Source organism: Stenotrophomonas sp. 1278 (genome assembly GCF_029892765.1).
Lineage (GTDB): Bacteria > Pseudomonadota > Gammaproteobacteria > Xanthomonadales > Xanthomonadaceae > Stenotrophomonas > Stenotrophomonas indicatrix.
In genome coordinates this window covers 54341-78635 of sequence record NZ_JARXWD010000009.1, presented here as the reverse complement: position 1 = coordinate 78635, position 24295 = coordinate 54341, and the positions used below count along the sequence as shown (strand labels likewise).

Below are 24295 nucleotides of genomic sequence, written 5' to 3'. Positions count from 1 at the left end.
ATCTACTGGATTGTGCGGGGGTGGGGAACGTCTCGTCCACGCATGGCGTGGATCTACTTGCGTGTGCGGGTTGGGCCCTATCCACGCATGGCGTGGATCTACTGGATTGTGCGGGGTGGCTGGTCGTATCCACGCATGGCGTGGATCTCCGGGGACGTGTCTGGCGGGGGAGCAGTAGATCCACGCCATGCGTGGATGGGCTTTCCCATGAACATTGGCCGGTGTCGCGGCTTTTCCCGACTGGCCGCAGGGTGGTCCGCCAATGCAAGGATGACCGGGCAAACCGCAGTCTGTCCCCATGGCAAGCCCCAGACTCCGCTACGGTCGCTACTCCCGCACGGGAAATGTCTATTCCCTGACCACGACAACACACGGCCGGGAGCCATTCTTCTCCGACGCAGGCAATGTCGCTGTGCTGGTGGACGCGCTGCGCTTCGTCGAACGCAGCGGCATCAGCCACAGCCTCGCCTGGGTGGCGATGCCCGACCACCTGCACTGGTTGATGGAGCTGCAGAAGGGAACGCTGGCCCAGTGCATGGCGTTGCTGAAATCACGCAGCAGCCGGCAGCTGAACCGGATATCGGGACGAAAAGGGCCGCTCTGGCAGCACGGCTATCACGACCATGCGGTGTGTACCGATGAATCCCTTCATGACAAGGCGATGTACATCCTGGGCAATCCGGTGCGGGCCGGATTGGCTGGTGGGCTGGGGGACTACCCTCACGCCTGGTGTCGTTGGCCGTTGTAGATTCCGGCATCGGAAGAGAGAACATCCACGCATGGCGTGGATCTACTGATCGGCATTCCCAGTAGATCCACGCCATGCGTGGATGGGACGTTCCTTCCCTACCACCCGTCACTTGTAGAAATCGCTGCGCCCACCGGGCTGGCGCTTGAAGCGGCGATGGATCCACAGGTACTGGTCCGGTGCCTCGCGCACCATCTGCTCGATGGCCTGGTTGACCCGCGTGGTATCGGCTTCGACGTCCTCGCTGGGGAAATTCTCCAGCGGCGCGCCGATCTTCAGGAAGTACTTCCCGCCTTCGCGGCGATGGAAGTAGGGGATGACCGCACAACCGGTCATCCGCGCCAGCTGGTGGGTTGCGGTGATGGTGGAGGCAGTGTGGCCGAAGAACGGCACGAACACGGTGTCCTTGCCGCGCATGTCCTGGTCGGGTGCGTACCAGAGGAAGCCGCCCTTTTTCAGGTGGCGCACCGTCGCGCGGATGTCCTCGTTGGCGTACATCGCCTTGGCATAGCGCAGGCGGCCGAACTTCACCGCCCACTCGTACACCGGGTTCTTGTGCTTGCGGTACATGCCGGACAGGTCGACGTGGTCGCACAGCAGGCGGCCGCACATTTCCAGAGTCATGAAGTGGCCCGAGACCAGCAGCACGCCGCGGCCTTCGGCCTGCATCTGCTTGAGGTGTTCCAGCCCTTCGATGTGCACCTGCGGACGGATGCTGTCGATGCTGCCCCACCAGGAACGCGCGCATTCGAAGATGCCCACACCCAAGGCGTCGAAGCTGTCGCGCACCAGGCGCTTGCGCCAGGCCTCGTCCTTCTCGGGGAAGCACAGCTTGAGGTTGACCTCGGCGGCATGGCGGCGGCTGCCGGCCAGGCGCCAGGCGATCGAGCCGACCCCGCGGCCCAGCACGCGCTGCAGCGTCCACGGCAGCCGGGCGATCCCGAAGGCAGTGAACATGACGGCAAACATCGGCCAGTTGCGTGGATCACGCAGCGACGGACGGACGGCGGTGGTGGCATCGGACATGCCGCCATTCTACCAACCCGGCCGCGTGTCTTTCCCGGGGGGCTCCCGTATCCTTGCCGCATGCGTAAAGACCCTGTCGAATGGATCCTGCGTGGCCTGTACTCGGCCGTGCTGTACCTCCTGCTGCCGATCACCGTGTACCACCTGGTCTGGCGCGGCTTCCGGGTCCGTGAATACTTCCGGCGCTGGGATGAACGCTATGCGTCCTATCCGCAGCCCAGCGGCCAGCCCCGGGTCTGGCTGCATGCGGTCTCGGTGGGCGAGGTCAACGCCGCTGCGCCGCTGGTCAATGCGCTGCGCGCGCAGCGGCCGGACATCCGCTGGGTCATCACCACCATCACCCCGACCGGCTCGGAACGGGTGCGCGCGCTGTGGGGCGATGCGCTGGACCATGTGTACCTGCCGTACGACGTGCCGGGCAGCGTCAACCGCTTCCTGGGGCACTTCCAGCCCAGCCTGGCGCTGATCCTGGAAACCGAGCTGTGGCCGAACATGCTGTTCGGCTGCCGCGACCGTCGCATTCCGGTGTACATCCTCAATGCGCGCCTGTCGGCCCGATCGCTGCGCGGCTACCGCGTGCTGGCGGCGTTGATCCGGCGTGCGCTGCGCACGGTCACCTGCGTGGCCGCACAGTCGCAGGATGACGCTGCGCGGTTCGTGCAGCTGGGCGCGGCGCCGGAACAGGTGCAGGCACTGGGCAACCTGAAGTTCGACATCGCCACGCCGGACGTGCAGCCCTTCATCGAACAGTTCCATGCCCATGTGCCGGCCACGCGCCCGGTGTGGATCGCGGCCAGCACGCATGATGGTGAAGAGCAGGCAGTGATCGACCTGCACCGCCGCCTGCGCCAGCAGCATCCGGACCTGCTGCTGCTGTGGGCGCCGCGGCATCCGGAGCGCTTCCCCAAGGTGGAGGCGCTGGCCCGCGAGCAGGGCTGGAACGTGTCGACACGGCGCGCACAGCAGTGGCCGGACGCGCGTAGCGATGTCTTCGTCATCGACACGCTGGGCGAACTGATGCCGTTCTACGGCTGTGCCCAGGTCGCCTTCGTCGGTGGCAGCCTGCAGGCCATCGGCGGCCACAACCTGCTGGAACCGGCAGCGATGGGCACCGCAGCGGTGACCGGCCCGCATCTGCACAACTTCGCCGAGATCTCGCGGCGCATGCGCGAGGCCGGTGCACTGCTGATCGGCGAGGACGTGCAGGCGGTGGGTGATCTGCTGCTGCACCTGCTCGACGACGTGCAGGCGCGCGAAGACATGGCCCGCGCCGGTTGCACGCTGGTCAGCAATGGCCGCGGCGCGCTGCAGCGGACCCTGCAGCTGGTGGCTCCACACCTGCCGCCGCCGCTGGCCTGAGACCCCGCCTGTCGCCCTCAGATGTTTCAAGGGCGCCCTGCCTTTGCGCTGTCGTGAACGCCTGCATCAAGCCCGCTTGATGGTGGTGAATCTGTCGTAGCTGGACCGCTCGCGCCGACCACGGCGTGCAAGCTGTCACATCATCGTTCGTATGGCGCAGATTCCGATTCCGCTTACCGCGTCAGGCTGCCAGCCTGTTGTCGACCACGCTTGGGCGACATCAAGGGAGCTTTGAATGATCGGTGACAACGGAGGCGCGCTGCACGCCAGCGCGAAGCCCGGGAGGCTGGGCACCGACCATCTGCTGGTGGTGGCGCTGACCCTGCTGTTGGGCGGCAGCGTTGTCGCCCTGGTCGGGCAGCACACGGCGGCACAGGCGGGGCCCGCCATTGTCCTCAGCCTGTTGCTGGCGGCGTTGGGCGCAGTGCCGATGCTGTATTGCCTGCGCATGGCGATGCGGCGCCTGCCGGATGCTTCGGGTCTGCATGGTCTGCTGCGTGCCGCCTGGGGCAGGCTGCCTGCCGACGTACTGGTGATTGCCCTGCTGCTGGAACTGATGGCGACCATCGCAGGGCTGGCGCAATCGATGGCGCGTCATCTGTACGCAGCCGCCGAGGTCATCGACGCCGCACCCGGGCAGTGGCTGCCCTTGCCGCTGGCGGCGGCGATCCTGGTGCTGCTGCTGGGGGCTGCCACTGCAGTGCTGCGGACGCCGCGCGCGCTGTTGTTGGCCAGTGCACTGTTGACGGTGAAGCTGGGCGTGGGCCTGCTGCTGTTGTTGCTGGCAGCACGCCATGTGCACTACGCGCATTGGATTCCGTGGCTGCCATCGGCTACCGCGCCCTATCGCTTCGGGTTGGGTGGCGTGTTGGCAGCGGGCGTGGCATTGCTCGGCGTCCTGCTGGGTGCAGGTCTGCTGGCAGGGTTTTCCGGGCGGGTGCCGCGCCCTCGTTCGCAGGTTTCCAGAGCCGCTGGCGCAGCGGTGCTGATGGCGATGTTGTGGCTGATGGTATTGGCTGCGCTGCAGTCGGGCCTCGTCGAGTTTGCCGCGTTGGCCAGCACGCGGCCGCTGTCGGTGGCGTTGCAGGGGATCCCGCAGCTGCAGTGGTTGCTGCCACTGTTGCCGTTGGCGGGCGGCGCGGGGCTGGCGGCCCTGCAGTTGGTGCTGCTGCTGTTGGCCGCGCGGCTGGGGGTGGAAGTCTGGCCGCCGAAGTCCGGCGAAGTGGGTACCGGTGCGCGTTTGCTGCTGACGCTGGCGCTGACCGTGCTGTCGGCGGCGTTGGCGCTGTCGCTGCCGGAGGGGTGGCTCCCACAGCTGCCGGGGCCTGCAGGCCTGCTGGTCCTGGCCGCCGTGTGCCTCGGCGTTGCCCGCAGCCAGTGGCAGGTGCGGGCCGCGGCCGGCGAACGGCGGCTGATCCCGATGGTGCTCTCCCCAGTGGCAACCGCACTGTGCCTGTTGCCGGCAGCCACGTCGCGGCTGTTTCTACCGGTGCTGGTGGTGCTGGCGGTCGTGTTGGCAGGCGTCCTGTTGCGTCGGCGCGCCGGGCGTTCGCGCTAGCGCACCCCCACACACCGCAGGCCATCTGCAATCAATAAAAAAGCCACCCTCGCGGGTGGCTTTGTGACCAGGCCGGTCGCGCCGACTCAGTTCGTGGTCGTCGACGGGTTGCCCGCGTCCTGGGTCAGCAGGCGGTTGATGTCCTGCAGTTCGGCGACATCCAGGCCACCCACGGCCTGGCTCAGCAGCAGGCGGTTCTGCAGGAAGTTGTAGCGGGCCTGCGCGTAATCCAGCTGTGCGGAGAACAGGATGCGCTGGTTCTGGATCACGTCCAGCACGGTGCGGGTACCCACTTCCAGGCCAACCTGCGAGGCATCGTAGGCGCTCTGCGCGGAAACCACGGCCAAACGGCGCGCTTCCACTTCGCTGATGCCCTGCACCAGGGTCTGGTAGGCATTGCGGGTGTTGCGGTCCAGCGCGCGCTTCTGCTGCTCGAAACCATCCTGGGCGATGTCACGCTGGGCCAGCGCCTGGCGCACGCCGGACTGGGTGGCGCCGCCGGAGAAGATCGGCACGCTCAGGGTCAGGCCGATGCTGTTGGTGCGTGCATCGGGGGAGAGCGAACCGGCACCGACGCTGTCGCCCCAGGTCGCGCTCTTGCCCCAGCTGCCGCCCAGCGACAGGGTCGGGTAGTGACCGCCACGGGCGGCCTGCACGCCGGCTTCGGCGGCGCCGACCTTCAGCTCCTGCGCCTTCAGCGCCGGATTCTGCGTGGTCGCCTGCTGCACCAGCTGGTCCAGGTTGCCGCGGTTGGCCGGCACTTCCGGACGGAAATCGGCCGGCAGGCCCTTCAGGTTGACCACCGGCTGGCCGGTCAGTTCGGTCAGGGCCTGGTAGTTATCGGCCAGGGTGTTCTGCGCAACGATGGTGTTGGCGCGCGCCTGGTCGTACTGGGCGCGTGCTTCATGCACGTCGGTGATCGGCGCCAGGCCCACTTCCAGGCGCTTGTCGGCGAAGTCGAACTGCTTCTTCGCGGCCGCTTCATTGGTCTGTGCGGCGTTCAGCGATTCGATCGCCACCAGCACGTTGAAGTAGGCCGCCGAGGTGCGCACGATCAGGTTGTCGTTGGCCGAGTCGAGGGTGAAATCAGCCGCCTTGCTCAGCTCGCGCTGCGAGCGCAGGTTGTTGATCTGCGTCCAGTTGAACAGCGTCTGCGAACCGTCGATCGTGTAGTTGCGGCGCTTGCTGGTGACCGTGCCGGAGTTGGCGTCATGGTCGGCTTCGGTGCGGGTGCGGCTCAACTGGGCCTGGCCATTGATCTGCGGCAGCAGGGCAGCACGCGCCTGCACGGCGCCTTCCTTGTCGTACAGCCGGGTGGATTCGGCGGCGGACAGCTGCGGGTCACCATTGCGCGCCATTTCATAGACCTGCAGCAGGTCGGCGGCATGGGCGGACAACGGCAGCAGGGCAGTGGCCAGCGCAACAGCGAGGGATCGGCGGATCATTGCGGCTTCCTTGGACTCAGAGGTGGAACTGGGGGGCCGGGGCGGCACCACGCAGGTAATCGATATCGGTCTCGAACAGCGACTCGGTGCTGCCATCGGCCTTCACCAGCAGTGCTTCCATTGCCGGCGAACGGCCCTGGATGACATACAGGCGACCACCCGGACGCAACCACGAAGCAAACTGTGACGGCACCACGTCGACGGCGCCAGTGACACAGATCACGTCGAAGCGGCGTTCGGTCTGCCAGGCCAGGCCATCGGCCACTTCCACGCGCACGTTGGTGCCCAGGCCGGTGGCATCCAGGCGGGCGCGCGCAGCGGCGGCCAGTTCCGGATCGATTTCCAGGCTCAGCACGTCGCGCGCCAGCGCGCCGATGCAGGCCGACAGGAAGCCGCTGCCGGTGCCGATTTCCAGCACTTCGTCACCCGGCTGCAGATCCAGTGCCTGCAGGGTACGGCCCTCGATGACCGGCTTCATCATCTTCTGGCCGTTGCCGATCGGCAGTTCGACATCGGCATAGGCCAGCGCCCGGTGCGCGTCGGCGACGAAGGCCTCGCGCGGCAGGCGGGCCAGGACGTCGAGCACCTTGATGTCCAGCACGTCCCAGGGACGGATCTGCTGTTCCACCATCAGTTCGCGGGCGTGGGCGTAATCAATCGTCATGAGGTTCAAATCCAGCGCAGTGGGCCGGCCATTTTACCGGTGCCGGGGGCCGGCGGCGCGCCCAGAGCATCAGCTGCGGGGTGGCCGGGGTCGCAGTGCCGGAAGTCATCGCGACCTCCGGTTCGTTCAGTTTTGGTTATCCAGCATTCCCAGCCCCCCGCGGCGCGTAGGCGCGCAGGAAGAAATCCACACTGGCGGCCACATGGATCGCAGCATCGGTCTCGACGGGGGACAGTGGCATGCCGCACATCATATGCATGTGCACTTCGCCCTTCACCAGGGTCAGGAACTGCTGGCCGGCGATGTAGCAGTCGGGGATATCCAGTTCGCCGCGCTCGGCACGCGAACGCATGAAGTCGGCCAGTGCCTCGCAGGTGCGTTGCGGGCCCGCCTGCCAGAACAGTTCGCGCAGGCGCTCGTCGGTCTCCGGCGCCATCATCATCCGCTGGATCGACAGGGCCGCGTCGGAGGTGATCATCTCGAAGAACGCCATGCCGATGCCCAGCAACTGGTCACGCAGGGGGCCTTCGACGTCGGCCACGAACAGCGCGTCGGGCAGCATCTCGATGCACTTGGACTGCACAGCTTCGGAGAACAGGGTCTCTTTGTCGCCGAAATGGCTGTAAACGGTCAGCTTCGAGACGCCGGCCTGGGCAGCAATGCTGTCCATGCTCACGCCGCTGTAGCCCTGTTCGATGAACAGTGTCTTGGCTGCCTCGAGTATTGCCGCGCGCTTGCCCAGATCCTTGGGGCGCCCGGGACCGGCAGCCTTGGCAGCGGGCTTGGCCGTCGGCTTTCGGGAAGTGGAAGAACTCATTCCGCTAATACTAGACCAAGCGGTTCGATATTTATACTATACCGGCTGGTTCACTAATGTCCGCGTTGCAACAGTATGTTGCCGGCGCGTTCCCCCCGGATTTCTTTTCAGGTCCTGTACCTCATGAAAAACATGCGTTGGTTGGGCGTAGGCGTACTGGTCGTGGTGTTGGCAGCGTGCGGCAAGCAGGCCGCCGAGCCGGCGGCGGCCATCCCGGTGCTGGTGGTGCATCCCACCACGCAGGATGGACAGGCCGCGGCCGCCTACCCCGGCGAGGTGCGTGCCCGCCAGGAAAGCCCACTGTCGTTCCGGGTTGGCGGCAACCTGGTCAGGCGCCTCGTCGACGCAGGCGAGCGGGTGAAGAAGGGCCAGCTGCTGGCCGAGCTGGATGCGGCCGACTACGCCTCGCAGGCGGCGGCGTCGCAGGCGCAGCTGGCGGCGGCGGAAGCAGACCTGGTGCGCGCGCGCGATGACCAGAAGCGCTATGCCAAGCTGGCGGAAGACCAGCTGGTGAGCCGCTCGGCACTGGACCAGCAGACGGCGGCATTCAAGGCTGCACAGGGCCAGGCCAACGCCGCCCGGGCCAACCTCGCCGTGGCCCGCAACCAGGCCGAGTACGCGCAGCTGCGCGCACCCGCCGATGGCGTGATCGCCAGCCGCCAGGCCGAAGCCGGGCAGGTCGTGAGCGCGGGGCAGACGGTGTTCACCCTGGCCGCCGATGGTGGCCGTGAGGTGCTGATCGCGCTGCCGGAAAGCAGCATCCGCGACTACAAGGTCGGCCAGTCGGTGCAGGTGGAACTGTGGAACCGTCCGGGCCAGCTGCTGCCGGGCACCCTGCGCGAGATCGCCCCGGCCGCCGATGCACAGGCGCGCACCTATGCCACGCGCGTGAGCCTGGCGCCGGAAGCACTGAGCGAAGTGGAACTGGGCCAGAGTGCGCGGGTGTTTGCCACCGCCGGGCGCAGTGGTGCGTTGCAGCTGCCGCTGGCGGCTGTGCTGCGCGGCAGTGATGGCAAGGCCAGCGTGTGGGTGGTCAATCCGTCCAACGGTGCATTGAAGGCAACGCCGGTGCAGGTGGGTGCCTACGGCGCGCAGGCCGTGCCGGTCGTGTCCGGCGTGGGCGCGAAGGACTGGGTGGTCGCTGCCGGCGGCCATCTGCTGCGCGAAGGCCAGGTGGTGACGCCGGTCGACCGCCAGAACCGCCCGGTGCTGGCACCGTCGGCCGCCAAGCCGGCGCCGGCCGCAGGCAAGGGGCACTGACCCGTGCGCCGCTTCAATCTCTCCGAATGGGCGCTGGGCAACCGTGCGCTGGTGTTGTTCGCGATGCTGGCGTTCGCCGTCATCGGTGCCTGGTCGTACAAGCACCTGGGCCAGTCCGAAGATCCGCCCTTCACCTTCAAGGCGATGGTGGTACGCACGATGTGGCCGGGCGCCACCGCCGAGCAGGTCTCGCGGCAGGTGACCGAGCCGATCGAAAAAGCGCTGATGAACACCGGCGAGTACGAATTCATCCGTTCGTACTCGCGGCCGGGCGAATCGCAGGTGATCTTCATGGCGCGCGACAGCCTGCGCTCCAAGCAGATTCCGGACCTGTGGTACCAGGTGCGCAAGCGCGTGGGCGATATCCGCGCGACGCTGCCGAGGGAGATCGTCGGGCCCTTCTACAACGATGAGTTCGGCGACACCTTCGGCAACATCTATGCGTTGACCGGCGAAGGCTTCGACTACGCGGTGAAGCGCGACTATGCCGACCGCATCCAGCTGGAGCTGCAGCGCGTGCCCGACGTCGGCAAGATCGACCTGGTCGGCCTGCAGGACGAGAAGGTGTGGATCGAGCTGTCCAACACCAAGCTGGCCACGCTGGGCGTATCGCTGCAACAGGTGCAGCAGGCGCTGGCCGACCAGAACGCGGTCAGCGCCACCAGCTTCTTCGAAACCCCGACCGACCGCGTGCAGCTGCGCGTGACCGGTCAGTTCGATTCGATCGAGGACATCCGCAAATTCCCGATCCAGGCCGGCGAACGCACGCTGCATCTGGGCGACATCGCCGAGGTCAAGCGTGGCTTTGCCGATCCGGCCTCGCCGAAGATGCGCTTCATGGGCCAGGATGCGATCGGCCTGGCGGTGGCGATGAAGGACGGCGGTGACATCCTCAAGCTCGGTGCCACCCTGGATGCCGAGTTCGAACGCCTGCAGAAGACTCTGCCGGCCGGTATGCAGCTGCGCAAGGTGTCCGACCAGCCGCATGCGGTGGAAGAGTCGGTGGGCGAGTTCGTGCAGGTGCTCACCGAAGCGGTGGTGATCGTGCTGCTGGTCAGCTTCTTCTCGCTGGGCCTGCGTACCGGCCTGGTGGTGGGCGTGACCATCCCGCTGGTGCTGGCGATGACCTTCTTCGTCATGCACTACTTCGATATCGGCCTGCACAAGATTTCGCTGGGTGCACTGGTGCTGGCACTGGGCCTGCTGGTGGACGATGCGATCATCGCGGTGGAGATGATGGCCACCAAGATGGAGCAGGGCTACGACCGCCTGCGCGCGGCCAGTTTCGCCTGGGAATCCACCGCCTTCCCGATGTTGACCGGTACCCTGATCACTGCCGCTGGCTTCCTGCCCATCGCCACGGCGGCATCCAGCACGGGTGAGTACACCCGTTCGCTGTTCCAGGTGGTGACCATCGCGCTGGTGGTGTCGTGGATCGCGGCAGTGCTGTTCATCCCGTACCTGGGTGACAAGATGCTGCCGGACCTGTTCAACCCGCAGCTGCCGAAGCCGGACAGCCTGGCCGGCCGCTGGCGCGCCAAGCGCCTGCAGTGGGCCGACCGGCATCCGTCACTCGCGCGCTGGATCGCACCGAAGGAGCATGCGCACGATCATGATCCATACCAGCGGCCGTTCTACACGCGCTTCCGGGCGTTCCTGGATACCTGCCTGCGCCATCGCTGGTGGGTGATCGCTGCGACCATTGCCCTGTTCATCGGTTCGCTGATGCTGTTCCGCTTCGTGCCACAGCAGTTCTTCCCCGACTCGACCCGCCCGGAGCTGATGGTGGACATCGAGCTGGCCGAAGGTGCGTCGCTGGCCGCGACCCAGGCACAGGCCGACAAGCTGGAGAAGCTGCTGAAGGGGCGCGAAGGCATCAGCAACTACGTGGCCTACGTCGGCACCGGTTCGCCGCGCTTCTACCTGCCGCTGGACCAGCAGCTGCCGGCCACCAACTTCGCCCAGTTCGTGGTGCTCACCGAAGACGCCAAGGCCCGCGAATCGACCCGCGATTGGATGCTGAAGGACGTGATCAGTCAGTTCCCGGATGTGCAGATGCGGGTGACGCGCCTGGAGAACGGGCCGCCGGTCGGTTATCCGGTGCAGATGCGCGTGTCCGGCGAGCACATCGCGCAGGTGCAGGCGATCGCGCGCCAGGTCGAGGCCAAGGTGCGCGAGAACCCGCACGTGATGAACGTGAACCTGGACTGGAGCGAGCCGAGCAAGGTGGTGCGGCTGGTGATCGACCAGGACCGCGCCCGCGCGCTGGGCGTCAGCAGTGCGCAGGTCAGCCAGTTCCTCAGCAGCTCGTTGTCGGGCATGAGCGTGAGCACCTATCGCGAAGGCAACCGCCAGATCGAGATGCTGCTGCGTGGCCCGGACAACGAGCGCGCGCAGCTGGACCTGCTCGGCAGCCTGGCGATTCCGACCAGCAGTGGTACCGCGGTGACGCTGTCGCAGGTCGCGCGGCTGGAATACGCCTTCGAGGACGGCATCATCTGGCACCGCAATCGCCTGCCGACGGTGACCGTGCGTGCCGACATCAGCGATGGCATGCAGCCGCTGGACGTGGTGCAGCAGATCGTGCCGACCCTGGATGGCATCCGTGCCGACCTGCCCAGCGGCTACCTGCTGGAGACCGGCGGCTCGGTGGAGGATTCGGCTCGCGGGCAGAACTCGATCAAGGCCGGCATGCCGTTGTTCCTGATCGTGGTGGCCACGTTGCTGATGCTGCAGCTGCGCAGCTTCTCGCGTGCGGCGATGGTGCTGGTGACCGCACCGCTGGGCATCATCGGCGCGACGCTGTTCCTGTTGCTGTTCCGCGCGCCGTTCGGCTTCGTGGCGCTGCTGGGCACCATCGCGCTGGCGGGCATGATCATGCGCAACTCGGTGATCCTGATCGACCAGATCCAGCAGGACATCGATGCCGGGCATGACCGCTGGCATTCGATCATCGATGCGACGGTGCGGCGTTTCCGCCCGATCGTGCTGACTGCGCTGGCGGCGGTGCTGGCGATGATCCCGCTGTCGCGCAGCGCTTTCTATGGCTCGATGGCGATTTCGATCATGGGCGGTTTGATCGTGGGCACGGTGCTGACGCTGGTGTTCCTGCCGGCGCTGTATGCGGCGTGGTTCCGGGTCAAGCCGGATGAATCCGGGGCGTGATGCCCCGGGTTTCCCGGCCACCGGGCTGAGCCCCCTCTGCGGTGGGTTCAGAAGCGGGATCGCTGGTCCGGGCCGGGTGGGTGGGCTGTTCGGGGGGCGCCGCAAGTACGTCCTTGTAGGCTTGGCAGCCGCATCCATGCGGCTGACACCCCCGCCCAGCCCACCCACCCGGCCCCTGACAGTTTCCCGTGGCCTGCACCGCAGGAAGAGAAAGAAGAAGAGCGAAAAGCAACAGCAACAGCCGCGTGCTGATGGTTGGGGTCGGATCCGTTTTCCATTGGAAAACGGATCCGACCCCTTCTTGCTTTCCGATACACCTCATCCACGCACGGCGTGGATCCACCAACCGTCATCGGGAAATTGTCGAAGGCGGGGAGGGGGCAGCTGGCGGGACCGTCCACGGCATGGATGCCGTGGCCGAGCCTACAGGGACGTACTTGCGGCGTGTCCCACCAGCTGCCCCCTCCCCGCCAACCAAGCAACAACCCAGAGCCGCTCCGGCTTTTGTAGTTGCTTTTGCAGTTGCAGTTGCCTCGGCGGGCGCCGGGCAGCCGCCCGGCCGATCACCCCTGTAACTGCAGCCGCTCACGCAGCAGCGGCACCAGCCAATCCAGGAACACCTGCACACGTTGCGCGCGATGCTGCCGGTGCGGCAGCAACAGGGTCACCGGCAGCGGCTGCGCCGCGTGCTGGGGCATCACTTCCACCAGTGCACCGGTTTGCAGTTCCGCCTGCACGTCGTAGCGTGGAATCTGCAGCAGTCCCAGCCCTGCTACGCAGCAGGCAATCGACGCCTCGGCGCTGTTCACCCGCACCCAGCCGGGCATCGGCAGCGTGCGCAGCTGCGCGCCGTCCTGCCATTCCCACGGCTCCACCCGCGCCGTGGTCGGCGACGCATAGTTCACCGCGCGGTGCTGCTGCAGGTCGGTGGGGTGCTGCGGTACGCCGTGCGCGTGCAGGTACGCTGGCGCGGCAACGTTGACGAAGTCCAGCTGGCCCAGCGTGCGGGCCACCAGGCTGGAGTCACCCAGCTGGCCCACCCTCAGCACCGCATCGCAGCCGTCCTCGATCAGATTCACCGCGCGATCGGTCATGCCCAGGTCCAGCTCGACCTGGGGGTGCCGTGCGAAGAAGTCCGGCAGCGCCGGGGCGATGATGCGGCGGCCGATCCGGCTGGGTACATCGATCTTCAACAGGCCACTCGGCTGTGCGCCGTTCTGGCGGAACAGCGACTCGGCGTCTTCCACCTCGGCGATCAGGCGCAGGCAGCGCACGTAGAAGGTGTCGCCGTCGTGGGTGGTGGAGACCCTGCGGGTGGACCGCTGCAGCAGGCGCGTGCCCAGGCGCTGCTCGAGTTCCGCCACGGCCGCCGAGACGGTGGAGCGGGGCAGGCCGAGCTGGTCGGCGGCGCGGGTGAAGCTGGTGCACTCCACCACCCGGGCAAAGATGCGGAAACGCTCGATCCGGTCCATTGTTCGCCCGCTTTGGAAAGTTAAGTCAATGTTGCGGTCTTTATCCGCAATTTCTGCACGATATCGTCGTCGGCACAGGGTTGCCAGCCCGGCAGCCTCTTCCCGAGACCGATGCCATGACCGACCACCGTATCCAGGGCAAGACCGTGCTGATCGCCGGCGGTGCCAAGAACCTCGGCGGGCTGATCGCCCGCGACTTCGCCGAACAGGGCGCCAAGGCCATCGTCATCCACTACAACAGCGCCGCCACCCAGGCCGACGCCGAGGCGACCGTTGCGGCGGTGCAGGCCGCAGGTGCCAAGGCCGTGGCGCTGCAGGCCGATCTGACCTCGGCCGCTGCGATGGAGCGGCTGTTCGCCAACGCGGTCGCCGCCGTCGGTCGTCCCGACATCGCCATCAACACCGTCGGCAAAGTGCTGAAGAAGCCGATGCTGGACATCAGCGAAGCGGAGTACGACCAGATGAGCGCGGTCAATGCGAAGACGGCCTTCTTCTTCCTCAAGGAGGCAGGACGCCATGTCAACGACGGCGGCCGCATCTGCACGCTGGTCACGTCGCTGCTGGGCGCGTTCACGCCGTTCTATTCCAGCTACGCGGGCACCAAGGCGCCGGTGGAACACTTCACCCGCGCGGCATCGAAGGAGTTTGGCGAGCGTGGAATCTCGGTGACCGCGATCGGCCCCGGGCCGATGGATACGCCGTTCTTCTATCCGGCCGAGAGTGCCGATGCGCAGGCCTACCACAAGACCGCCGCGGCGCTGTCGGCGTTCACCCGCACCGGCCTGACCGATATCGCCGACATCGTGCCGTGGATCCGCTTCCTGGTGACCGACGGTTGGTGGATGACCGGGCAGACCATCCTGGTCAATGGCGGTTACACCACCAAGTAGAGACACGCGAGACTTGGGTTTGCGCAGTAGATCCCCAAGTGGACAGCTTCAGGGCGTTCACGGGCACAATAGCGGGCTGTCCCGGGGCCGGAGAGCCTGCATGTTCCCTCGCACGATCCGCGCTTGCGTGCTGATGCTGGTTGCCTGCTGCGGTCATGCCGATGCAGAGCCGGCGCAGACCGAGGCCCTGCGCTTCCAGCAGAACCTGCTTGCCGTGCTCGAATGCCGTGCCAGTGCAGATACCCGGCAGACCGTCGCCAGCACCCTGCGGGCGGCACGCTACGGCGATCCGGCCGGTCGCCCGTTGCATCTGCGTGACTGGCATTTCGAGCAGGCCGGAGACGCCGACGCTGCTTCGGTGACGATCATCGATATGCCGGTGCCGTTGACCGCGCAGGGCGTCCGGACCCAGCGCGTTTTCGCAGACGCGCAGGGGTTGTCCATTGCCATCGACGCTGCAGCGCGTGATCGTATCGTTGCCCGCCACGGCCTGCAGCTGCAGTCGAGCACGCTGCGTGAACCCTTCCGGGTGTGGTCCGCACGATCGGTTGATGGCAACACGTCGGCCACGTCGATCATGGTGAGCAGCGATGGCGACGGCTATCGGTTGGGATGTACTGCCGCAGCTGCCAGCACGCAGGGAACGTTGCCACTGGATCGGCAGCAGCATGCAGATGCCAATGACCTCACAGCGGCCATCGTTTGCCGTGCCGACGATGCGGCCCTGCGCCGCGTCGGGCGCTTGCTGCAGCAGGTGATGGAACAGCCGCAGGGCGAATGGCCGGCAGAGGTGCACGCAGTGTCGGCACCCACGCATGCGATCAACGGCACGGTGCTTCCCGTCTTCCAGATCGAACTGCCGACGCCGCTGCAGATCCAGGGCATCGCCACCGACAAGGTGCTGGCCGCACCGGCCGGCCTGTTCGCTGCAGACCTTGGCAGAATCAACGTGGCAAGCGTGTTGCTCGATGCCGGTCTGACAACTGCTCACCAGCAGGCCGGCGTGCAGGTCTGGCAACGCGAAGCATCGCGCAGCGGCTTGCCTTCAGGCAGCATCCGAATCCATGAACGCGTGGTGGCCAGAGCTGACGACGGCACTGTCCTGACCGGATGCAGCAGCTCGCAGATGCGCGCGGCCGCGAGCGATCCGCAGAGCGCGAACATCCCGCACTGAGTGAGTCAGTGCGGGATGCGCAGAGAGAACGGGCACCGGACGCCGTCCGGTACCCCGATCACTCATCCCAGTTTGGCCAGCACCGCGTCGGTGGCCGTCGCCGTGCTCACTGCGTGCCCCTTGGCGGCCAGGTCTGCGGTGAACACGCCATCGTCCAGCACCGCGTGCACCGCCGCTTCCACCGCCGCTGCTTCGTCTTCCAGCCCCAGCGAATGGCGCAGCAGCATCGCCGCGCTGAAGATCGTCGCGTACGGGTTGGCGATGCCCTTGCCGGCGATGTCCGGTGCCGAGCCGTGGATCGGCTCGTAGATACCCACCGCACCCGGCTCGCCCAGCGATGCCGATGGCAGCAGGCCCAGCGAACCGGCCAGCATGGAGGCCTCATCGGTGAGGATGTCGCCGAACATGTTCTCGGTCACGATCACGTCGTACTCGCGTGGCTTGGCCAGCAGATGCATCGCCATGGAATCGACCAGCTGGTGTTCCAGCGCCACGTCCGGGAATTCCTCGCGGCCGATGCGCGCGGCCACGTCACGCCATAGGCGTGAGGTTTCCAGCACGTTGGCCTTGTCCACCGAAGTGACCTTGCCGCGACGCTGCTGCGCCAGCCGGAAGGCACTGCGCAGCACACGCTCGATCTCGGCCACGGTGTAGCGGCACAGATCGCTGGCGCTGTCGGTATCGCGGGTCTTGTCGCCGAAGTAGATGCCACCGGTCAGTTCGCGCACCACGACGAAGTCCACGCCCTGCAGCAGCTCGGCCTTGATCGGCGAGGCGTGCAGTGCGGCTTCATGGGTGCGCACCGGACGCAGGTTGGCATACAGGCCCAGCGCCTTGCGGATCGCCAGCAGGCCCTGTTCCGGGCGGACCTTGGCGTTCGGGTCGGACCACTTCGGCCCGCCCACGGCGCCCAGCAGCACAGCGTTGGCGGCCTGGCAGGCGGCCAGGGTCGACGCCGGCAGCGGTTCGCCGTGGCGGTCGATGGCGATGCCACCGAGGTCGTGCTCGCTGAAGGTGAAGGTGTGGTTGAAGCGCTTGGCGACGGCGTTCAGAACGGCGACCGCGGCGGCGGCCACTTCCGGGCCGATGCCATCACCGGGCAGGACAACAATTTCAGCGTGCATGCTCACTCTCGTAATGTTCGATTTCAGGGACACGGCCCAACAGATAACCCAGTTGATCGACGCCTTCCAGCAGGCAGGTCTGCGAGAAGCCGTCCAACGGGAAGGAGTAGACGCGGCCATCGGGCGTGCGCAGCTCGCGCGCCGCAACGTCGATGGTCAGCTCATCGTCAGGGCGCTGCATCAGCAGCTGCACGTCGGCCTCGTCCAGTACGATCGGCAGCAGGCCGTTCTTCAGCGAATTGCCGCGGAAGATGTCGGCGATCTCGCTGCTGACGATGGCACGCAGGCCGAGATCGGTCAGTGCCCACGGCGCATGCTCGCGCGATGAGCCGCAGCCGAAGTTGCGCCCGGCCAGCAGGATGCTGCGGCCGGCGTTGTGCGGTTGGTTGAAGGCGAAGTCCGCCACGGGCGAGCCATCGGCCTGCCAGCGCCAGTCGTTGAACGCATTGCGGCCCAGGCCAGCACGTTCGGTGGTGGACAGGAACCGCGCCGGAATGATCTGGTCGGTGTCGATGTTGGTCTGGCGCAGCACCACGCTGGCCGAGCTCAGGGTGCGGAAGCCGCTCATCAGGCCACCTCCTGGGCGAACAGCTCACGGGCATCGGCGACGTGGCCCTGCACAGCGGCCCAGGCAGCACTCATCGGCGAGGCCAGCAGCGTGCGCGAGCCCGGGCCCTGGCGGCCTTCGAAGTTGCGGTTGCTGGTGCTGACCGCCAGTTGGCCGGGGGCGACCAGGTCGCCATTCATGGCAATGCACATCGAACAGCCCGGCTCGCGCCATTCGGCACCGGCCGCGCGCACGATCTCATGGATGCCTTCGGCCTCGGCCTGGCGCTTGACGATTTCAGAACCAGGCACCACCAGCATGCGCACGCGCTCGGCGATGCGACGGCCACGCAGCACCTGTGCCACTTCGCGCATGTCGCTCAGCCGGCCATTGGTGCAGGAGCCGACGAACACCACGTCCACGGGCGTGCCGGCCAGCGTCTGTCCCGCCTGGAAGTGCATGTAATCCAGGCCCTTCTGCGCGGCGGCATCGTTGGCCGCCGGGATCGGCGCATCCACCGCGATGGCGGTGCCAGGGTGGGTGCCCCAGGTCAGGGTCGGGCGGATATCGGCGGCATCGATGTGCACCTCGCTGTCGAAGCGCGCGCCCTCATCGCTGCGCAGCTGCGTCCAGCGGGCAACGGCAGCGTCGAAGTCGGCGCCCTTGGGGCCACGCGGCGTATTGGCGACGAAGTCGAATGTCACCTGGTCGGGCGCGACCATGCCGGCGCGTGCACCGGCTTCGATCGACATGTTGCACAGGGTCATGCGCTGTTCCATGTCCATCGCTTCGATGGTGCTGCCGCGGAACTCGATCACGTGCCCGGTGCCGCCATTGACGCCGATCACGCCGATGATGTGCAGGACCACGTCCTTGGCGCCGATACCCGGCGCGACCTTGCCATCAACGGTGATCGCCAGCGTCTTCGCCTTGCGCTGCAGCAGGCACTGCGTGGCCAGCACATGGCCGACTTCGCTGGTGCCGATGCCGAAGGCCAGCGACCCGAATGCGCCGTGGGTGGAGGTGTGGCTGTCGCCGCAGACGATGGTCATGCCCGGCTGGGTGAAGCCCTGTTCCGGTGCGATCACGTGGACGATGCCGCGGTTGTCCGAGGCCATGTCGAACAGTTCGATGCCGTGCTCGGCGCAGTTGCGCGCCAGCATCGCGACCTGTGCTTCGGAGGCGACACTGGCGTAGGGCAGCGTACCGTCGGCAGCGGCCGGCAGGGTCGGCGTTGAATGGTCCATCGTGGCCTTGGTCCGATCCGGACGGCGCGGCTTCAGGCCACGCTCGCGCAGCTCGGTGAAGGCCTGCGGCGAGGTCACTTCATGGATCAGGTGCAGGTCGATATACAGCACGGCGGGCGCGCTGTCGGTTTCTGGAACCACCACGTGGGCGTCCCACAGTTTGTCGTACAGGGTGCGGGGTGCGGAAGTCATGCGTTTGCCTGGCAGGAGTACGGAGTAACGGGCATCGAAGAGAAAGTAACAGGAGCAGGTCAGCGGCGCCGCGCGAGCACGCGCAGGCGCACGTAGTCGGCCAGCGGCTGGCCGGCGGCATTGCGCGGCAGGTCGGCCAGCAGGGCAGTGGCGGCATCGCGCACCGTGGCGCGCGCCTCGGCCGGCAGGTCGTCCAGCAGTGGAGCGGCGAATACCCGCAGCCAGCCGGCAACGCCGGTCGGCAGCGCGGTCGGTCGCGGCAGGCATTCGATCAGCTGCACCTGGAAGCCATGCTGGCGCAGGCGGTCTGCGTAGGCATCGGCAGTGGGGAAGTACCAATGGAATGCGCTGGCACCATGACCATGGGCGACGCGCGCGGCCTGCACGGCGGCAATGATCGTGGCCACGTTGCCATGGCCGCCGAACTCGGCGACCAAGCGCCCGCCGGGGCGCAGGGCGCGGCGCACGCCCTCCAGCACGCGATCCGGGTCGGGCATCCAATGCAGGGCTGCGTTGCTGAACACCGCATCGAACGCACCGTCGAAGGCCAGGGCGTGGCCGTCCATCACCTGCGCATCGACGCCCCGCGCACGCGCGGCGATCACCATTTCCGGCGAGGCATCGACGCCCTGCATATGTGCGCCGCTGAGGGCCAGTTCGGTGGTGAGCACGCCATCGCCACAACCCAGGTCGAGAATGCGTTCTCCGGCACGCGCATCGAGCAGGCGCGCTACGGCGCCACCGAGGCGCGGCACGAAGCCGGCATCGATCGCATAGTCCTGGGCATTCCACTGCTGGCCAGCGCTGCTGGTGGTGGTTGCGGTGTCGAAGGCGCTCATCTCACATTCCTCAGGCAGTGGCGGTGGCAGGTGATTCAGTACTGATGCCGGCGTTGGCCTGGCGCTGGCGCAGCAGGCGGTTGGCCACGTCCAGCCAGGCCAGCGCGGACGCTTCGATGATGTCCTTGCTGGTACCGGTGCCGTCGTACTCCACGCCCTCGTGGCGCACGCTCAGGTTGGCCTCGCCACGCGCGTCGGCGCCGATGCCGACGCTGTGCACGTGGTAGCTGTCCAGCATCAGCTGCACGCCGGTGGCGGCCGACAACGCGCCGAACAGCGCATCGACGGGGCCGTCGCCCTGCGCGGTCTCGGCCACGCGGTTGCCGTCCGGGTCGGACAGTTCGACCAGCGCGTTGGCGCGGCTGCCGACATCGCTGATGGTCATCGAAGCCAGACGGTAGCCCTGGGCATTGGAGCCGCCCTGCATCAGCGTCTGCAGGTCGGCATCGGTGACAACACGTTGCTGCTCGCACAGTCCCTTGAACTGCTCGAACACCAGCTTCAGCTCGTCTTCTTCCAGCCAGAAGCCCAGTGCGCGCAGGCGTGCTTCGACGGCAGCGCGGCCACTGTGGCGGCCCAGCACCATCTGCGAATCTTCCCAGCCCACGTCTTCCGGACGCATGATTTCGTAGGTGCCGCGGTGACGCAGCATGCCGTGCTGATGGATGCCCGACTCATGGGCGAAGGCATTGGCACCCACGATGGCCTTGTTGCGCTGTACCGGCATGCCGACCAGGCGCTGCAGCAGCTGCGAGGTGCCGACGATGCGCGGGGTGTCGATGGCGGTGTCCTGCTCGTAGAAAGCCTGGCGCACCTTCAGCACCATCGCGATCTCTTCCAGCGAGCAGTTGCCGGCGCGCTCACCGATGCCGTTGACGGTGCATTCGACCTGGCGCGCGCCGCCTTCGATGGCGGCCAGCGAGTTGGCCACGGCCAGGCCCAGATCGTTGTGGCAGTGGGCGCTGAAGATCACGTTGGCCGCGTTCGGCACATCGGCGACGCCAGCGATGACCTGCTGGAACATCGTGCGGATCTCTTCCGGCGTGGTGAAGCCGACGGTGTCGGGCAGGTTGATGGTGGTGGCGCCGGCAGCGATCGCCACGCGCGAGACCTCGATCAGGTAGTCCAGTTCGGTGCGGGTGGCGTCCTCGGCGGAGAACTCCACGTCATCGATGTAGGAGCGGGCCAGCGCTACGTGCCTGCGTACCGATTCCAGTACCTGCTCGCGGGTCATCCGCAGCTTGTGCTCACGGTGCAGCGGGCTGGTCGACAGGAATACATGCAGGCGCGGGTTGGCAGCGGCTTCCAGCGCACGCGCCGAGGTTTCGATGTCGGCCTGCAGGCAGCGCGACAGCACCGCCAGGCTCAGGCTCGGGCGGCGCAGTTCGCGGCCGATCAGGGCCATCGCTTCGCGGTCGGACTGCGAGCTGGCCGGGAAGCCGGTCTCGATGATGTCCACGCCCAGTTCGTCCAGCGCACGCGCCATCACCAGCTTCTGCGGCGGGCTCATGCTGCAGCCGGGGGACTGCTCGCCGTCACGCAGGGTGGTGTCGAAGATGCGGATGCGCGGGGTGGTAATTCGTTCGATGGTGGTCACAGGGAAATCTCCTCGACAGCGGGTGCGACGGCTTGCAGGGGGAAAGGGGAAGGCGTGGGAAAAGCGGTGGCGGTCGCCTTGCCGGGCGAGCGCGGGGTTTCTGCCCGGCGTCGGCGCGGCTTGCGTGGCGGGCGTGGGCGGATGTCGGTGAGCAGGCCGGCGAGCACGCCGGCGTCGATGTTGCCGCCGGAGACGACCGCGCACTTGCGGCGCCCGGCGACGCGACGGCCGGCGGCCAGTGCCAGCGCACCGGCGCCTTCGGCGATGATGTGTTCTTCCAGTGCCAGCCGCACCAGGGTCTCGCGCAGCTCGGCTTCGCGCACGATCACCACATCGTCCAGCAGCGAGGTACACAGGCGACGGGTCAGGAAACCGGGGATCTTCACCCGCACGCCATCGGCCAGCGACGGCACAGGATTGATCTCGCGCACGTCGCCGCGGATCGCGCGGGCCATCGAATCGACTCCCTCGACCTGCGCGCCGACGATGCGCACGCCCTGCGACTTCAGCGCCAGGGCTACGCCGGATGCCAGGCCGCCACCGCCGATCGGTACGATCACCACGTCCGGCGCGTGTGCGGCCAGCTCGATGCCGACGGTGCCCTGGCCGGCGATGACATCGGCATCATCGAAGGCGGACAGGAAGCGGTAGCCATGACGCTGCGCCAGTTCGACGGCGAACGCATAGGCCTCGTCATAGCTGTTGCCGTGCTGGCGCACCGTTGCACCCCAATGGGCGACGCCAGCGATCTTGGTGGCCGGTGCGCCATGCGGCATCACGGTGATGGCCGGCACATCCAGGCGATAGGCGGCCCAGGCCACGCCCTGGGCATGGTTGCCGGCCGAGGCGCAGATCACCGGCCGGGTATCGCCACGTTCGCGGGCGGCCAGCAGGGCATTGAGTGCGCCGCGCACCTTGTACGAGCCGGTGCGCTGCAGGTTTTCCAGCTTCAGCCAGGTGCCGAAGCGCTCGGCATGATGCAGCGGCGTGGGCGGCAGGAAGCGGCGCAGGCGGGCCTGCGCGGCCAGTACGTCGGCAACGGTTACGTCGCCGACATCGCTTTCCTTGCTGGCGTCAGCGGCCGGCATGGGCCACCAGCAGGGTGTTGCCGACCACCGCATGCGGGTACGGGCGGCGAAGAAGACGCCTCCGTACCGGCACCGTGTTGCATACGGTACGGGCGTTCATGCGGATGCTCCTTCCAGTGCGGTCATCTGCACCGAAACGCAGTCGTAGATCTTTTCCATCTGCCGGCACAGCGTTTCCGGCGGGCGCTGGCTGTCCACCACCAGTTGCAGGTGCCAACGGCCATCATCGGCGGCCATCGGCGCACCGGTGATCGCGCGCGGCGCGAAACCGCGGCGTTCGGCCATGCCGATCACGCGCAGCAGCGCGCCCTCGGCCGGTTGCAGCACCAGGTCAAGCCGGTATTGCATTGGGGATCTCCTGGCGTGCATGTGCAGGGTTGCTTTCCAGCATGGTGCTGTTGGCGGTATTGGGCGGTACCAGCGGCCACACGTTCGCGCGTGCATCGATGGCCACGTGCAGCAGGGCCGGGCCGGGTTCGGCCAGCAGCGCGGCCAGGCCACCTTCGACGTCATCACGTGCATCGATGCGCGTGGCCGCGATGCCGAACACCTTGGCCAGGGCGACGAAGTCCGGGTTGTCGGACAAGTCGATCTCGCTGTAACGCTCGGCAAAGAACAGTTCCTGCCACTGCCGCACCATGCCCAGCGAACTGTTGTCCAGCAGGATGATCTTCACCGGCAGGCGGCAGCGGGCGATGGTCGCCAGCTCCTGCACGTTCATCATGAAGCTGCCATCGCCGGACACCAGCACCACCGTGCGCTCGGGGCAGGCGAACTGCGCGCCCATCGCCGCCGGCAGGCCGAAGCCCATCGTGCCCAGGGCACCGCTGGTCAGGTGGTTGCGCGGATGAGTGAAGCGGCAGTGCTGCGCAACCCACATCTGGTGCTGGCCGACGTCGCAGGCGACCACCGTATCGGCCGGCGCCAGTTCGCTCAGGCGCTTCAGCAGCGCCGGGGCGTAGATGTGCTGGCCGGGTGCGTCGTAGCGCGCGGCGAAGCGATCGCGATGCTGGGCGCAGCGCTTGCGCCATGCGTCCTGGTGGGCCTTGGGGGAGGGGAAGGCCGCACGCAGGGCGCGGATGGCGTGGCCGACGTTGCCGGGCACGGCGACATCAGCGCTGCGCAGCTTGGAGATCTCGTACGCATCGGCATCGATGTGCACCACGCGGGCAAACGGTGCGAACTCGGCCAGCTTGCCGGTCGCCCGATCATCGAAGCGCGCACCCAGCACCAGCAGCAGATCGCTTTCCTGCACGGCCATGTTCGCCGCGCGGGTGCCGTGCATGCCCAGCATGCCCAGCGACTGCGGGTGCTGGGGAGGCAGCGCGCCCAGCCCACGCAGGGTCATCACGGTGGGGATGGCGCTGGCTTCGACGAATTCGCGCAGGTCCTGCACGGCATCGCCCAGGGCGATGCCACCACCGGCGTAGACCACCGGCTTCTCGGCCGCCGCCAGAGCCGCGATGGCCTCGGCGATGGCCGCGCCGGCCGGGGCCGGCGGCGGTTCCACATTGGCCGGCACATGCGCCGGCAGGTGGCTGGCATCGGCCAGCTGCACGTCCTTGGGCAGATCGATCAGCACCGGGCCGGGACGGCCTTCGCGGGCGATGCGGAAAGCATCGGCCACCACGCGCGGCAGGTCATCGACGCTGCGCACCAGCCAGCTGTGCTTGACGATCGGCATCGTCAGGCCGAACACGTCCAGTTCCTGGAACGCATCGGTGCCCAGCAGCGGCGTGGCGACCTGGCCGGTGATGCAGACCATCGGCACCGAATCGAGCATCGCATCGGCGATGCCGGTGACCAGGTTCGACGCGCCCGGCCCGGAGGTCGCCACGCAGACGCCGACCTGGCCACTGGCGCGCGCAAAGCCGTTGGCGGCCAGTGCCGCGCCCTGCTCATGGCGCACCAGGATGTGCTTCAGTGACGAATCCACCAGCGCGTCGTAGAACGGCATGATGGTGCCGCCCGGATAGCCGAACAGCGTACGGACACCCTCGGCCTCCAGCGCCTGGGTCAGCCAGCGCGCGCCGTTGGGCGGCGCGCTGCGGTGTGTGGGAGAGTTCATGGGGGAACCTTGCAG

At 67.3% G+C, this 24295-nt stretch carries 20 protein-coding genes; 7 read left to right on the top strand and 13 right to left on the bottom strand.

The annotated features are described in order from the left end of the window. Positions 1 to 298: 298 nt before the first annotated feature. The gene (locus M2299_RS10680; RefSeq protein ID WP_280884322.1) at positions 299 to 748 is read left to right on the top strand and encodes a transposase; all 450 of its coding nucleotides are present in this window, start codon (positions 299 to 301) and stop codon (positions 746 to 748) included. A 108-nt stretch (positions 749 to 856) separates the two neighbouring features. On the opposite strand, the gene M2299_RS10675 is transcribed toward M2299_RS10680, so the two are convergent. Next, positions 857 to 1774, bottom strand: a complete 918-nt coding sequence (locus tag M2299_RS10675; RefSeq protein WP_099843598.1) for an LpxL/LpxP family Kdo(2)-lipid IV(A) lauroyl/palmitoleoyl acyltransferase — start codon at positions 1772 to 1774, stop codon at positions 857 to 859. 60 nt (positions 1775 to 1834) lie between these two features. Here M2299_RS10675 and waaA point away from each other — a divergent pair, with 60 nt between their 5' ends. Beyond that, positions 1835 to 3133, top strand: a complete 1299-nt coding sequence (gene waaA, locus M2299_RS10670; protein WP_025874134.1) for a lipid IV(A) 3-deoxy-D-manno-octulosonic acid transferase — start codon at positions 1835 to 1837, stop codon at positions 3131 to 3133. Between the two features lie 235 nt (positions 3134 to 3368). Beyond that, positions 3369 to 4691, top strand: a complete 1323-nt coding sequence (locus M2299_RS10665; RefSeq protein ID WP_238379116.1) for an amino acid transporter — start codon at positions 3369 to 3371, stop codon at positions 4689 to 4691. 86 nt (positions 4692 to 4777) lie between these two features. On the opposite strand, the gene M2299_RS10660 is transcribed toward M2299_RS10665, so the two are convergent. The 3 genes from M2299_RS10660 to M2299_RS10650 form a co-directional block, all read right to left on the bottom strand. Continuing rightward, positions 4778 to 6136 (bottom strand): TolC family outer membrane protein, encoded by a 1359-nt coding sequence (locus M2299_RS10660; RefSeq protein WP_025874136.1) that lies wholly within the window; start codon positions 6134 to 6136, stop codon positions 4778 to 4780. A gap of 16 nt (positions 6137 to 6152) precedes the next feature. Continuing rightward, positions 6153 to 6800 carry a protein-L-isoaspartate O-methyltransferase gene (locus M2299_RS10655; protein ID WP_032975442.1) on the bottom strand — a complete coding sequence of 216 codons (648 nt, stop codon included), beginning with the start codon at positions 6798 to 6800 and terminating at the stop codon, positions 6153 to 6155. Between the two features lie 136 nt (positions 6801 to 6936). After that, on the bottom strand, positions 6937 to 7617 hold the full coding sequence (locus M2299_RS10650; protein ID WP_099843594.1) for a TetR/AcrR family transcriptional regulator: 681 nt from the start codon (positions 7615 to 7617) through the stop codon (positions 6937 to 6939). A gap of 123 nt (positions 7618 to 7740) precedes the next feature. On the opposite strand from M2299_RS10650, the gene M2299_RS10645 reads away from it, so the two are divergent. Continuing rightward, positions 7741 to 8877, top strand: a complete 1137-nt coding sequence (locus M2299_RS10645; RefSeq protein WP_100436883.1) for an efflux RND transporter periplasmic adaptor subunit — start codon at positions 7741 to 7743, stop codon at positions 8875 to 8877. 3 nt (positions 8878 to 8880) lie between these two features. Continuing rightward, positions 8881 to 12042, top strand: a complete 3162-nt coding sequence (locus tag M2299_RS10640) for an efflux RND transporter permease subunit (protein WP_280884321.1) — start codon at positions 8881 to 8883, stop codon at positions 12040 to 12042. A 563-nt stretch (positions 12043 to 12605) separates the two neighbouring features. Here M2299_RS10640 and M2299_RS10635 read toward each other — a convergent pair. Further along, a complete protein-coding gene (locus M2299_RS10635) occupies positions 12606 to 13514 on the bottom strand; it encodes a LysR family transcriptional regulator (protein ID WP_280884320.1) in 909 nt (302 codons plus the stop codon). Between the two features lie 116 nt (positions 13515 to 13630). Here M2299_RS10635 and M2299_RS10630 point away from each other — a divergent pair, with 116 nt between their 5' ends. Then, positions 13631 to 14404, top strand: coding sequence for an SDR family oxidoreductase (locus M2299_RS10630; protein ID WP_280884319.1), 774 nt, complete (start codon positions 13631 to 13633; stop codon positions 14402 to 14404). Between the two features lie 100 nt (positions 14405 to 14504). After that, positions 14505 to 15578 (top strand): hypothetical protein, encoded by a 1074-nt coding sequence (locus M2299_RS10625; protein ID WP_280884318.1) that lies wholly within the window; start codon positions 14505 to 14507, stop codon positions 15576 to 15578. Between the two features lie 62 nt (positions 15579 to 15640). Here M2299_RS10625 and leuB read toward each other — a convergent pair whose 3' ends face one another. From leuB to ilvG, 8 genes are all read right to left on the bottom strand, one after another. Then, the gene (gene leuB / locus M2299_RS10620) at positions 15641 to 16702 is read right to left on the bottom strand and encodes a 3-isopropylmalate dehydrogenase (RefSeq protein WP_280884317.1); all 1062 of its coding nucleotides are present in this window, start codon (positions 16700 to 16702) and stop codon (positions 15641 to 15643) included. Then, a complete protein-coding gene (gene leuD, locus M2299_RS10615; RefSeq protein WP_280884316.1) occupies positions 16692 to 17270 on the bottom strand; it encodes a 3-isopropylmalate dehydratase small subunit in 579 nt (192 codons plus the stop codon). Before leuD ends, leuB begins: the two co-directional genes overlap by 11 nt. Continuing rightward, a complete protein-coding gene (leuC, locus tag M2299_RS10610; protein WP_280884315.1) occupies positions 17270 to 18688 on the bottom strand; it encodes a 3-isopropylmalate dehydratase large subunit in 1419 nt (472 codons plus the stop codon). Before leuC ends, leuD begins: the two co-directional genes overlap by 1 nt. 59 nt (positions 18689 to 18747) lie before the next feature. Further along, positions 18748 to 19527, bottom strand: a complete 780-nt coding sequence (locus M2299_RS10605; RefSeq protein ID WP_280884314.1) for a class I SAM-dependent methyltransferase — start codon at positions 19525 to 19527, stop codon at positions 18748 to 18750. A 10-nt stretch (positions 19528 to 19537) separates the two neighbouring features. Continuing rightward, positions 19538 to 21124: a 2-isopropylmalate synthase gene (locus M2299_RS10600; protein WP_025874148.1), complete on the bottom strand. Its 1587-nt coding sequence runs from the start codon at positions 21122 to 21124 to the stop codon at positions 19538 to 19540. Next, positions 21121 to 22212, bottom strand: a complete 1092-nt coding sequence (locus tag M2299_RS10595; protein ID WP_280884313.1) for a threonine dehydratase — start codon at positions 22210 to 22212, stop codon at positions 21121 to 21123. The genes M2299_RS10600 and M2299_RS10595 overlap by 4 nt, the downstream gene beginning before the upstream one ends. Positions 22213 to 22308: 96 nt before the next feature. Then, positions 22309 to 22560, bottom strand: a complete 252-nt coding sequence (locus M2299_RS10590) for an ACT domain-containing protein (protein ID WP_099843581.1) — start codon at positions 22558 to 22560, stop codon at positions 22309 to 22311. Then, the gene (ilvG, locus tag M2299_RS10585) at positions 22544 to 24280 is read right to left on the bottom strand and encodes an acetolactate synthase 2 catalytic subunit (RefSeq protein WP_100436878.1); all 1737 of its coding nucleotides are present in this window, start codon (positions 24278 to 24280) and stop codon (positions 22544 to 22546) included. The genes M2299_RS10590 and ilvG overlap by 17 nt, the downstream gene beginning before the upstream one ends. Positions 24281 to 24295 lie beyond the last annotated feature (15 nt).

Bases quoted from the DNA above. Each gene is read 5' to 3' on its own strand.
- M2299_RS10680 (WP_280884322.1), top strand. From the start codon at position 299: ATGGCAAGCCCCAGACTCCGCTACGGTCGCTACTCCCGCACGGGAAAT.
- M2299_RS10675 (WP_099843598.1), bottom strand. From the start codon at position 1,774: ATGTCCGATGCCACCACCGCCGTCCGTCCGTCGCTGCGTGATCCACGC.
- waaA (WP_025874134.1), top strand. From the start codon at position 1,835: ATGCGTAAAGACCCTGTCGAATGGATCCTGCGTGGCCTGTACTCGGCC.
- M2299_RS10665 (WP_238379116.1), top strand. From the start codon at position 3,369: ATGATCGGTGACAACGGAGGCGCGCTGCACGCCAGCGCGAAGCCCGGG.
- M2299_RS10660 (WP_025874136.1), bottom strand. From the start codon at position 6,136: ATGATCCGCCGATCCCTCGCTGTTGCGCTGGCCACTGCCCTGCTGCCG.
- M2299_RS10655 (WP_032975442.1), bottom strand. From the start codon at position 6,800: ATGACGATTGATTACGCCCACGCCCGCGAACTGATGGTGGAACAGCAG.
- M2299_RS10650 (WP_099843594.1), bottom strand. From the start codon at position 7,617: ATGAGTTCTTCCACTTCCCGAAAGCCGACGGCCAAGCCCGCTGCCAAG.
- M2299_RS10645 (WP_100436883.1), top strand. From the start codon at position 7,741: ATGAAAAACATGCGTTGGTTGGGCGTAGGCGTACTGGTCGTGGTGTTG.
- M2299_RS10635 (WP_280884320.1), bottom strand. From the start codon at position 13,514: ATGGACCGGATCGAGCGTTTCCGCATCTTTGCCCGGGTGGTGGAGTGC.
- M2299_RS10630 (WP_280884319.1), top strand. From the start codon at position 13,631: ATGACCGACCACCGTATCCAGGGCAAGACCGTGCTGATCGCCGGCGGT.
- M2299_RS10625 (WP_280884318.1), top strand. From the start codon at position 14,505: ATGTTCCCTCGCACGATCCGCGCTTGCGTGCTGATGCTGGTTGCCTGC.
- leuB (WP_280884317.1), bottom strand. From the start codon at position 16,702: ATGCACGCTGAAATTGTTGTCCTGCCCGGTGATGGCATCGGCCCGGAA.
- leuD (WP_280884316.1), bottom strand. From the start codon at position 17,270: ATGAGCGGCTTCCGCACCCTGAGCTCGGCCAGCGTGGTGCTGCGCCAG.
- leuC (WP_280884315.1), bottom strand. From the start codon at position 18,688: ATGACTTCCGCACCCCGCACCCTGTACGACAAACTGTGGGACGCCCAC.
- M2299_RS10605 (WP_280884314.1), bottom strand. From the start codon at position 19,527: ATGAGCGCCTTCGACACCGCAACCACCACCAGCAGCGCTGGCCAGCAG.
- M2299_RS10595 (WP_280884313.1), bottom strand. From the start codon at position 22,212: ATGCCGGCCGCTGACGCCAGCAAGGAAAGCGATGTCGGCGACGTAACC.
- M2299_RS10590 (WP_099843581.1), bottom strand. From the start codon at position 22,560: ATGCAATACCGGCTTGACCTGGTGCTGCAACCGGCCGAGGGCGCGCTG.
- ilvG (WP_100436878.1), bottom strand. From the start codon at position 24,280: ATGAACTCTCCCACACACCGCAGCGCGCCGCCCAACGGCGCGCGCTGG.